The 10,833-nt window shown below is 62.8% G+C and carries 8 protein-coding genes and 1 tRNA gene; 7 read left to right on the top strand and 2 right to left on the bottom strand.

Annotated elements, in window-relative coordinates; all coding sequences use genetic code 11:
* Positions 1-171 precede the first annotated feature (171 nt).
* Positions 172-1,242 carry a branched-chain amino acid aminotransferase gene (locus ACMI1Q_RS07830; protein ID WP_419503366.1) on the bottom strand — a complete coding sequence of 357 codons (1,071 nt, stop codon included), beginning with the start codon at positions 1,240-1,242 and terminating at the stop codon, positions 172-174.
* A gap of 546 nt (positions 1,243-1,788) precedes the next feature.
* On the opposite strand from ACMI1Q_RS07830, the gene ACMI1Q_RS07835 reads away from it, so the two are divergent.
* The 7 genes from ACMI1Q_RS07835 to ACMI1Q_RS07865 all read left to right on the top strand — a co-directional run bounded on the left by ACMI1Q_RS07835 (position 1,789) and on the right by ACMI1Q_RS07865 (position 9,450).
* On the top strand, positions 1,789-2,703 hold the full coding sequence (locus tag ACMI1Q_RS07835; protein WP_177522562.1) for an ABC transporter permease: 915 nt from the start codon (positions 1,789-1,791) through the stop codon (positions 2,701-2,703).
* Positions 2,704-2,714: 11 nt separating this feature from the next.
* Positions 2,715-3,782: an ABC transporter permease gene (locus ACMI1Q_RS07840; RefSeq protein WP_419503367.1), complete on the top strand. Its 1,068-nt coding sequence runs from the start codon at positions 2,715-2,717 to the stop codon at positions 3,780-3,782.
* Between the two features lie 6 nt (positions 3,783-3,788).
* Positions 3,789-4,904, top strand: coding sequence for an oligopeptide/dipeptide ABC transporter ATP-binding protein (locus ACMI1Q_RS07845; protein WP_177522560.1), 1,116 nt, complete (start codon positions 3,789-3,791; stop codon positions 4,902-4,904).
* A complete protein-coding gene (locus ACMI1Q_RS07850) occupies positions 4,894-5,934 on the top strand; it encodes an ABC transporter ATP-binding protein (RefSeq protein ID WP_419503368.1) in 1,041 nt (346 codons plus the stop codon). The genes ACMI1Q_RS07845 and ACMI1Q_RS07850 overlap by 11 nt, the downstream gene beginning before the upstream one ends.
* 103 nt (positions 5,935-6,037) lie before the next feature.
* Positions 6,038-7,834 carry an ABC transporter substrate-binding protein gene (locus ACMI1Q_RS07855; protein WP_419503369.1) on the top strand — a complete coding sequence of 599 codons (1,797 nt, stop codon included), beginning with the start codon at positions 6,038-6,040 and terminating at the stop codon, positions 7,832-7,834.
* 705 nt (positions 7,835-8,539) lie between these two features.
* Positions 8,540-8,616, top strand: a tRNA-Arg gene (locus ACMI1Q_RS07860).
* 183 nt (positions 8,617-8,799) lie between these two features.
* The gene (locus ACMI1Q_RS07865) at positions 8,800-9,450 is read left to right on the top strand and encodes a nuclease-related domain-containing protein (protein WP_330058563.1); all 651 of its coding nucleotides are present in this window, start codon (positions 8,800-8,802) and stop codon (positions 9,448-9,450) included.
* 87 nt (positions 9,451-9,537) lie between these two features.
* Here the strand turns inward: ACMI1Q_RS07865 and udp are convergent, their stop codons facing one another.
* On the bottom strand, positions 9,538-10,323 hold the full coding sequence (gene udp / locus ACMI1Q_RS07870) for a uridine phosphorylase (protein ID WP_419503370.1): 786 nt from the start codon (positions 10,321-10,323) through the stop codon (positions 9,538-9,540).
* Positions 10,324-10,833 lie beyond the last annotated feature (510 nt).

Below are 10,833 nucleotides of genomic sequence, written 5' to 3' on the forward strand. Positions count from 1 at the left end.
CTTGTGCAGTTGGCAGACCGCACTCCCAGTATAGCAAAGGGAGTTTTTCTTTTTCCATTATCGACATTAGTCTTCTTTTGAACCACTCGCCTAGCGAGTGGTTTTCGGTATACAAAAAAATCCCCCGGGAGATTCCCGGGGGATTTTGTGTTTTCGCTGTGTGCCGTTTCTTTATTCCACCGGCACGACCCAGCCCTTGGTGTCGGGCAGGCGGCCCCACTGGATGCCGGTGAGGGTGTCGTACAGCTTCTGGGTGAGGGGGCCGATCTTGCCGCCGCCGATCATGGCGGCCTTGCCCTCCCAGTCCAGCTCCTTCACGGGGCTGATGACCGCGGCGGTGCCGGTGCCGAACACCTCTTCCAGCTTGCCCTCGTCGGCGGCCTTCATCACGTCCGCGATGGCCAGCGGCCCTTCAATGACCTCATAGCCCCAGTCCCGCAGCAGCTCGATGATGGAGCGGCGGGTCACGCCGGGCAGCACGGTGCCGGTGCAGGCGGCGGTGTAAATTTTGCCGTCGATCTTGAACATGATGTTCATGGAGCCGACTTCTTCCACATATTTCTTTTCCACGCCGTCCAGCCACAGCACCTGGCTGAAGCCCAGCTCCTCGGCCTTTTCGCCCGCCTTGATGGAGGCGGCGTAGTTGCCGCCGCACTTGCAGAAGCCGGTGAGGCCGGGCGCGGCGCGGATGTACTCGTCCTCCACATAGATGCGCACCGGGTCCAGGCCCTCGGCGTAGTAGGCGCCGGAGGGCGAGCAGATGATGACGAACAGGTAGTTTTTGGCCGCATGCACACCCAGACCCACATCGGTGGCGATGCAGAAGGGCCGGATGTAGAGGGAAGCGCCGTCGGAGTGAGGCACCCAGTCCCGCTCCATATCCACCAGCGCCTTCACCGCCTGCACAAAGTCTTCGGTGGGGATGGGCGGCATGCCCAGCCGGTCGGCCGAGTCGTTGAAGCGGGCGGCGTTGCACTCCGGGCGGAACAGCTGCACCTTGCCCTCGGCGGTGCGGTAGGCCTTCATGCCCTCAAAAATTTCCTGGGCATAGTGGAACACCGTGGTGGCCGGGTCCAGCGGCAGGGGAGCGTAGGGCACGATGCGCGCGTCGTGCCAGCCTTCGCCGGCGGTGTAGTCCATCAGGAACATGTGGTCGGTGAACAGCTTGCCGAAGCCCAGCTTTCCTTCGTCGGCGGGCTTTTGTTTCAGAACGGCGGACTTTTGCACAGTGATGTTCAGCATGGGGCTCTGCCTTCTTTCAGGATTTTTCCTTTATTATAGTAACACGGTGAACACAAAACAAGCTTTTTTTGAAAAAAGTCCGGCTGTTTGTCCACAGCGGACGGCCTGCCTGTGAAAAATAGCGCCCTTCGAAGGAAAAATTCCTGTTTTTTCCTTGACGAGGGCCATAGATTACATTATAATAAGTACTCAGTTTGGTCGATTACTCTGCTAAAGGGATGAAATGCCCCGGCAGAGTTGGGATTTTGCCCCTGGAAATTGACAAACGGGCCCAAAAGCGGTAAAATAAAGAGACAATTTGTTTGCTGTTGCAGCGTGTCCAGGCTTTTTTGCGGGCGCGCGGGTGTGAAAGAAGTGGGTCCGCCGGGCGCACACAATTTCATGCCGGCGGCCGCTCGCGGGGAATGGCGCTTTTTTTGTTACTTCACTTGTTCGCGCCCTGCGGACAGTGGTGTTTGCAAAAAGGACGGCCGCCCGGCTGGTTGCCGCAGCCGGTGCGCCGCGTGGTTGCCGCACGCGGCGCCGAGGGAGTTAAGGAGTGATCTTATGGCAAAATATGTGGTGAAGCGCGTACTTCTGGCGATCTTGACCATCTTCATCGTCAGCGCCATCACCTTCTTCTCGATGTATGCCATTCCGGGCGGCCCGTTCAGCTCGGAAAAGGCGCTGAGCCCCGCCGTTATGGCGGCGCTGGAGGCCCGCTACGGCCTGGACCAGCCCGTGCCGGTGCAGTATGTGAACTACATGAGCCGGCTGCTGTTCCACCATGACTTCGGCGTCAGCCTCAAGACCGGCCGCGACGTGTTTGAGACCATCACCACCGGTATGCAGGTCAGCGCGAAGCTGGGCCTGTCGGCGGCGGCGGTGGCCATCGCCTTCGGCCTGGTGCTTGGCTCGGTGGCCGCGCTGAACCGCGGCAAAGTCATCGACCGCATCATCGTGTTCTTCACCACTCTGGCCACTTCGGCCCCCAGCTTCGTGCTGGCCACCCTTCTGCTGCTGGTGTTCTCCATCCAGCTGGGCTGGGTGCCCGCCTGGAGCGCCCAGAACCCCAACTACATCCTGCCGGTCATCAGCCTTTCGATGTACCCCATGGCCTACATCACCCGTCTGACCAAGACCAGCATGCTGGACGCTTTGAACCAGGATTACATCCGCACCGCCCGCGCCAAGGGCGTCGCCTCCTATAAGGTGATCTTCAAGCACGCCCTGCGCAACGCCCTCATCCCCGTCGTGACCTACGTCGGCCCCATGGTGGCGTTCATCATCACCGGCTCCATGGTGGTGGAGACCATCTTCTCCACCGGCGGCCTGGGCTCGTACTTCGTGACCTCCATCAACAACCGGGACTACACCCTCATCATGGGCGTGACCATCTTCCTGGCCATCCTGATGGTGACCGCGAACCTCATCACGGACATCGTGTACAAGCTCATCGACCCGCGCATCACTTTTGACTAAGGAGACGGAATATGAATAAACCGCTTAAAAAGCATCTGCTCAGCAGCCAGATCAATCTGGCAAAATTCAGCCCCGCCTCCGAGGAAGAAAAAAGCCAGCAGGAGGTCATGAGCGAATCCACCACCTTCTTTAAGGACGGCATGAAAAAACTCATGCGCAACCCCCTGGCGGTGGGCGCCATCATCGTTCTGGTGCTGCTGATCATCGCCATCATCGTGGCCCCCATGGTCATCCCCTACGGCTACGACGAGATCCTGAAAGTGGGCGGCAAGCGCGACAAGACCGCCGCCAACCTCGCCCCCTTCACCTGGTCTGAAAACGAGATCAAGTACATGGAGGAGACCGGCGAACAGCTGTTCCCCCACATCTTCGGCACCGACAAGATGTGCCGTGACTACTTTGCCCGCGTCATCTACGGCACCCGCGTGTCCCTGTCCGTTGGTCTGTTCGCCAGCATCCTGGTCATGATCATCGGCGTGCTCTACGGCGCCATCGCCGGTTACGCCGGCGGCAAGGTGGACCTTGTGATGATGCGTATCTGCGACATCATCTATTCTCTGCCGGACCTGCTGATGGTCATATTGCTGTCGGTGGTCTTGCGAGAAACGCTGGGCGCGGCCATCAGCGGCACGGTGTTCGCGAAACTGGGCACCAACATGCTCTCGCTGTTCATCGTGTTCGGCCTGCTGTACTGGGTGGGCATGGCGCGCCTGGTGCGCGGTCAGATTTTGACCATCAAGGAGAACGAGTACGTTCTGGCGGCCCGCACCATCGGCACCAAGCCCAGCCGCATCCTGAAAAAGCACATCCTGCCCAACTGCCTGTCGGTCATCATCATTTCCGTGGCCCTGCAGGTTCCTTCCGCCATCTTCACCGAGAGCTACCTGAGCTTCCTTGGCCTGGGCGTGTCCCAGCCGATGCCCTCTCTGGGCAGCCTTGCCAACGAGGCCCGCGGCGCTCTTCAGGCGTACCCCTTCCAGCTGGTGTTCCCCGCGCTGATGATCTGCCTGATCGTTCTGTCGCTGAACCTGCTCGGCGACGGTCTGCGGGACGCCTTCGATCCCAAGCTGAGGAGGTAATGGTACATGAGTGAACATCTTTTATCGGTCAAGGACCTGCACACCTCCTTCACCACCGACAACGGCGAGGTGCATGCGGTCAACGGCGTTTCCTTCAACCTGGATGCCGGCAAGGTGCTGGGCATCGTGGGTGAGTCGGGCTCCGGCAAATCGGTGACCGCCTATTCCATCATGCAGATCCTGGCGGACAACGGCCGCATCACCGGCGGCAGCGTTGAGTACAAGGGCCAGGACATCACCAAGTGGAACCGCCACCAGATGGCGGGCTTCCGGGGCAAGTGCTGCTCCATCATCTTCCAGGACCCCATGACCAGCCTGAACCCGGTGTTCACCATCGGCAACCAGCTGGAAGAGGCCATCCGTCTGCACACGGACAAAAAGGGCGCCGAGGCCAAGGCCCGCGCCATCGAGATGCTCACCCTGGTGGGCGTGAACGAGCCCGCCAAGCGCGTGAAGCAGTATCCCTATGAGCTGTCCGGCGGCATGCGCCAGCGCGTGATGATCGCCATGGCCCTGGCCTGCGAGCCCGACATCCTCATCGCCGACGAGCCCACCACCGCTCTGGACGTGACCATCCAGGCGCAGATCCTGGAACTGATGCAGGACCTGCAGAAAAAGCTGGGCATGGCCATCATCATGGTCACCCACGACCTGGGCGTCATCGCCACCATGTGCGATGAGATCATCGTGATGTACGGCGGCCGTGTGTGCGAGCGCGGCACCGCCGACGAAATCTTCTACAACCCCAGCCACGAGTACACCAAGGGCCTGCTGCGCTCCATCCCCAGCACCGAGCGGATGAAGGAGCGTCTGGTGCCCATCGCCGGCAACCCCATCAACCTTTTGAACATGCCCGCCGGCTGCGCCTTCTGCACCCGCTGCGACAAGGCGATGAAGGTGTGCCTGGACTACGTTCCCATGGAGCGTCAGGTGGCCCAGGATCACCTGGCTTCCTGCTGGCTGAACGACCTGGCTCTGAAAGACAAGGCCGCTGAGATGGCCGCCGCCGGCGAGAGCGCCGAGGCGGTGCAGCTGGCCACCGGCTGGGTGAAAAATGAGGGCGGCGAGTGGGTCTTTGACCCCATCGTTGCCGAGGAAGGAGGCGCCGACGATGAGCAGTGAGTATCTTGTTGAAGTCGAGCACCTGAAACAGTATTTCCCCATCCGCACCGGCTTTGCCTCCACCACCCCGCTGAAAGCGGTGGACGACGTGTCCTTCGCCATCAAGCCCGGCGAGACCCTGGGCCTTGTGGGCGAGTCCGGCTGCGGCAAGACCACCGTGGGCCGCAGCCTTCTGCAGCTGTATCAGCCCACCGGCGGCCGCATCAAGTACAACGGCGAGGTCATTTTTGACGCCGGCGACCTGGACGTCAACGGCGAGCCCAAGGTGGACGCCAAGGGCAACCCGGTGAAGCTGCGCAAGCCCCACATCGTGAACATGCTGCCCTACCGCAAGCAGATGCAGATGGTGTTCCAGGACCCCTATTCTTCCCTGAACCCCCGCATGACCGTTGAGGACATCATCGGCGAGCCTCTGGACGTGCACAAGCTCTACACCACCAAGGCCGAGCGCCGCGAGAAGGTGCTGCACCTGATGGAGCTGGTGGGCCTGAACGCCGAGCACGCCACCCGCTACGCCCACGAGTTCTCCGGCGGCCAGCGCCAGCGCATCGGCATCGCCCGCGCCCTGGCGGTGGACCCCCGGTTCATCGTCTGCGACGAGCCTGTGTCCGCGCTGGACGTGTCCATCCAGGCGCAGGTGGTGAACATGTTCGAGGACCTGCAGCACAAGCTGGGCGTGGCGTACCTTTTCATCGCCCACGACCTGCTGGTGGTGAACCACATCTCCGACCGCATCGCCGTGATGTATCTGGGCAAGATGATGGAGATGGCTGAGGCCAACGAGCTGATGAACAACCCCATGCATCCCTACACCCAGTCTCTGCTGAGCGCTGTGCCCATGCCCGATCCCAAGATTGCCCGCGAGCGCAAGCGCATCGTGCTGGAGGGCGACGTGCCCAGCCCCCTGAAGGCTCCCTCCGGCTGCCCCTTCCGCACCCGGTGCCGTTACGCCACCGAGCAGTGCGCGGCTCAGCGCCCGCCGCTGACCGACCGGGGCAACGGCCACATGGTGGCCTGCTGGAACAAGTAAGTTCCGGCAAAACTCCTTTTTGGCAAGTCCCGACCCGTTTTTCTTGCCGGGCCGTGATTTGAAACCGGGCCAAAAGCCCAAAAAAACAAATGGAGGTATACCCATGAAAAAGCTGACCGCACTCGTTCTGGCGCTGGTCATGTGCTTCGGTCTGGTCGCCTGCGGCTCGACCCCTGCTCCTTCCAGCACCCCGGCTTCTGAGTCCACCTCCCAGGCTGAGGCGACCAACGAGAACTTCGTTGATCCCGTCAATGGCTGGGACGTGTACGACGAACTGATCGACCAGATCCGCACCGAGACCGATCTGGAGAAGCGTGCCGAGATGATGCATCAGGCTGAGGACATCCTGATGGAGACCGGCGCCATCCTGCCCCTGTACTTCTACACCGACATCTACCTGCAGAAGGACTACCTGACCAACGTCTACTGGACTCCCTTCGGCTACAAGTACTTCATGTTCGCCGAGCTGAACAACCCCGCCGCGGACGCTGACAACACCACCCTGCACGCTTACCTGGCTTCCGAGCCCGAAAAGCTGGACCCCGCGCTGAACAGCACCGTTGACGGCGCCATCCTGGCCATCAACTCCTTCGCCGGCCTGTTCACCTACAACGCCGACCACGAGCAGGTGCCCGACCTGGTCGAGGACTACACCAAGAGCGACGACGGCCTGACCTACACCTTCACCCTGAAGGACGGCCTGAAGTGGTCCAACGGCGATGACCTGGACGCCACCGACTTCGTCTACAGCTGGAACCGTGCCGCCGATCCCCTGACCGCCTCCGACTACGGCTACATGTTCGCCCCCATCAAGGGCTACGACGAGGTTACCGAGATGGATGCCGACGGCAACCGGGTCAACCCCGACGCCACCCTGGCTGTGACCGCTTCCGAGGACGGCAAGACCCTGACCGTTGAGCTGAGCTTCCCCTGCGCTTACTTCCTGGATCTGTGCGCCTTCCCCACCTACTTCCCCGTGTATCAGGAGGCCGTTGAGGCCGCCGATCCCGAGGGCACCAACCCCGGCGCCTGGGCTCTGGAGGGCACCAACAAGAACGAGAACTTCGTCTGCAACGGCGCTTACGTTCTGACCGCGTGGAACCACAACAGCTCCATGACCTATGAGAAGAACCCCAACTACCACCGCGCCGACGAGGTGAAGATCGAGAAGCAGGAGTTCATGCTCTCCAGCGACGAGACCGCCACCTTCGCCGCCTACAATGCGGGTGACCTGGACTTCTCCGACGGCGTTCCCACCGCGGAGATCGCCGGCCTGCAGGGCAACCCCGAGTACCACGTGATCGAGAACCTGGGCACCTACTATGTGTCCTTCAACGTGAACAGCCCCATGTTCGACGGCATGAGCGCCGAGGATGCTGCCACCCTGCGTAAGGCCCTGGCTCTGTTCATCGACCGCGACTACATCGTGACCAACGTCGGCCAGGCCGACCAGGTCCCCGCTGGTTCCTTCATCCCCGCTGGCTGCCTGGACGGCACCGGCAAGGAGTTCAAGAACAAGGACTACTTCGATCCTTCTGCTGAGGCTTTCGAGTCCAACGTGCAGGAAGGCATCGCCATGATGGAGTCCATCGGTTACAAGTTCGATGAGAACGGCATGCTGAGCAGCGAGACCCCGCTGAGCTTCACCTACCTGGTGAACACCCCGGGCGGCAACGTTGACGTGGCCGTTGCCATCCAGGCCGATATGGCTGCTGTTGGCATCGACATGCAGATCTCCGAGATGGAGTGGAACGTGTTCCTGAACGACCGTAAGGCTGGCAACTACGACGTTGCCCGTAACGGCTGGCTGATGGACTACAACGATCCTCTGAACATGCTGGAGATGTGGACTTCCGATTCCGGCAACAACGACTGCCAGTTCGGCAAGCCCAAGGCCTGATCGCTCACCTGAGCCTCATCGCCTGACAGCGAAATGAACAAGGCCCGGCCGCTCCTTTTGGAGCGGCCGGGCTTTTTTGCTGCCGGGCAGGAAAGAGGGGAGAGCTGCCGCGGGGCGGGGGAGAGGGCCGCCGCGGGGCGGGGGAGAGGGCTGCCGCGGGGCGGGGGAGAGGGCCGCCGCGGGGCGGGGAGAGACGCGCTCTGTATTGCGGGGCGCGATGCGCCGCAAGGCTCACGGAGGCGCGCAGGGCACTGCAAGGGCGCACGGGGGCACCGCAGGGCGCACGGGGCATCCCAGAGCGCGCAGGGGGCACCGCAAGGGCGCATGGGGGCATCGCAGGCCGCATGGGGGCACCGCAGGCCGCACAGGCCCACCCCAGAGCACACAAGACACCACTGGGTGCACGGGGGCATCCCAGAGCGCGCAGGGACACCACAGGGCGCACGGGGGGCATCCCAGGGCGCACGGAACACCACAGACCGCGCAAGGACACTCCAGGGCGCGCAGGGTATCCCCGGGGCCCGCAGGCGCACCCCCGGGCGCAGGGCGGCGCGGGAGGGCTGTCAGCAGCCGAAAAAAGGGCCCGCCGGCCGCCGCCCGAAGGGGGCAAAAGAACCTTTTTTTGCTCCGCGAAAAAAATTTTAAATTTTTTGGCAAAAACAGTTGACAAACCCCTAGGTCGATGATAATATATATCTTGCACCTGCGCTGGTAGCTCAGTTGGATAGAGTGTCTGACTACGAATCAGAAGGTCGGGAGTTCGAATCTCTTCCAGCGCACCAAAAAGGACATCCGAAAGGATGTCCTTCTTTTTTTGTTTTCTCCGCCCGCGTCTTTGCGCGCCGGGGCGGGGGAGGGTCCCGGTTGCAAAGGGGGCGGCGATTTGCTACAATGATGCTATTAAGCATTTCGCGGCGCTGCCGCGCATTTCACACAGCCGCCGGGGGCGGCGGGAGGATAGTTCTATGGACCTGAATGTTTTGATCTTCATCATCATCGTGGTGGCGGCGGGCCTGCTGGCCTTTGCCGTGACGATGTATATCGTTGCCCTGTTCCGCCAGAAGGACCAGGCCATGGCCGGCGGAAAGCCGGACCCGAAGAAGAAGGGCGAGATGCCCGACGACGAGCACAAGGGCGCCGAGGCCATCGTGCGGGCGGTGCGCCGCTTTGCCGCCTCCGACGACTACGCCGTCATTGCGCCGGTCAACGTGCAGGGCTCCAAGGACGCGGCCGACCTGGACCTGCTGCTGGTTGGCTGGTTCGGCGTGCTGGGCGTGAAGTGCCTGGGCTACGGCGGCGAGGTCTACGGCAGCCTGGACGAGCCGGAGTGGACCCAGGTGCTGCCCCAGGGCCGCCGCACCTTCGAGAACCCCATGACCCGCGCGGGCAAGAGCGCCCGGGCGGTGCGGGACGCGCTGTTTGCCGCGAAGCTCAAGAACGTGCCGGTGGAGACCGTGGTGGTGTTCACCAACCCCTCCGCCTCGCTGAACCTGCCCCGGTCCACCGGGCACTACACTGAAAAGACCTTCCTGGCCTACCTCAAGGGGCCCCACTTCCGGGAGGACAAAAAGGTGGAAGTGGAGCCGGTGGCGGCAGCCCTTCGCCAGCAGGGCTGAGAGCGCCTTAAAAACGAAAAGAACGGGCGTGAGCACCCTTGGGTGTTCCCGCCCGTTCTTTTCGTTTCAGGGGCTTCTGGGCCGCTCTCAGCCCTCGGCGGCCTTGTCCTGGGCGATGAGCAGGCGCAGCGCTCCCACGCCCACCCGGATGGCGGCGTCGGTGTCGTGGACGATGGGGTTGTCCAGACCGGCGGCTGCGCGCTCCTGGTTGCCCACCACCAGGAAGGTGGACCCCACCCGGGCCCGCAGCCAGGCGGCCACGGTGAACAGCGCGGCGGACTCCATCTCGCTGGCAAGGCAGCCCAGCCGCAGCCAGGCCTGCCACTTGTTCATCAGCTCGTAGCTCACGGGCTTGGTCTCGGGCTCGTGCTGGCCGTAGAAGGCGTCCTTGCACTGCACTACGCCGGCGTGGCAGGTGAAGCCCTGCTGCCGGGCGGATTCCACCAGGGCGTTGGCCACCTGCAGGTCGGCCACGGCGGGGAACTCGATGGGGGCGTACTCCCGGCTGGTGCCCTCCATGCGGATGGCGCCGGTGGCAACCACGATGTCGCCGCCCTTGACCTTCATCTCCATGCCGCCGCAGGTGCCCACCCGGATGAAGGTGTTGGCGCCGCATTTGTGCAGCTCCTCCATGGCGATGGAAGCGGACGCGCCGCCGATGCCGGTGGAGGTGACGCTGACGGGCACGCCGTCCAGGGTGCCGGTGTAGGTGACATACTCGCGGCTGTCCGCGATGAGGCGGGGGTTCTCAAAATAGGCCGCGATCTTGGCGCAGCGCTTGGGGTCGCCGGGCAGCAGCACATAGCGGCCCACGTCCCCCGGGCGGATCTGCAGATGATACTGCAGGCCCTCTTCGCCGGAATAGTTTTGCATGGCTCATATCCTCCTTTGTGCAGCCGCCCGCAGAAGGGGCGGCGGTGTGGTGTTTCGGCCCGGCCAAAGGGCGGGGGAGAGGCGCGCGGCTCGGTGCGCTGTGCGGCCCCTTCCGGCCCGCAAAAGCCGGGGAATATCATGGTTTCATTGTAGCAGATTTTGGCGCAGATTCCAACCGGCGGGGGAGGGGAGGCGGCAACGGAGGCGGGGCCCGGTTTTCCCCCGCGGCTGGCTCGGCCGACATCGGGCGGCGGGCCGGGCAAACGGGGAAGAGCGCCGCCCTGCCCCGCCGGGCTGAGGCGAAGCCCGGTCCTCCCCACGTAGTGCGCATCAGAACGGACACTTTTCTTCGTCGGGGAAAATGTCCGAAATGCAATGTGCGGTGGGGATGGGCCGGGCGGAGCACTTCAATCAAAGCCGCCCTTTCCTTTATTCGGGCGGCGCTGGGATATGGGCAGCTTTGCGCTGGGTGGCCGCGTCCCTGTCCGCCGCCGCACGCGGCGTTTCGGA

The organism is Candidatus Allofournierella excrementavium (assembly GCF_048526665.1).
Classification (GTDB): Bacteria; Bacillota; Clostridia; order Oscillospirales; family Ruminococcaceae; genus Allofournierella_A; species Allofournierella_A excrementavium.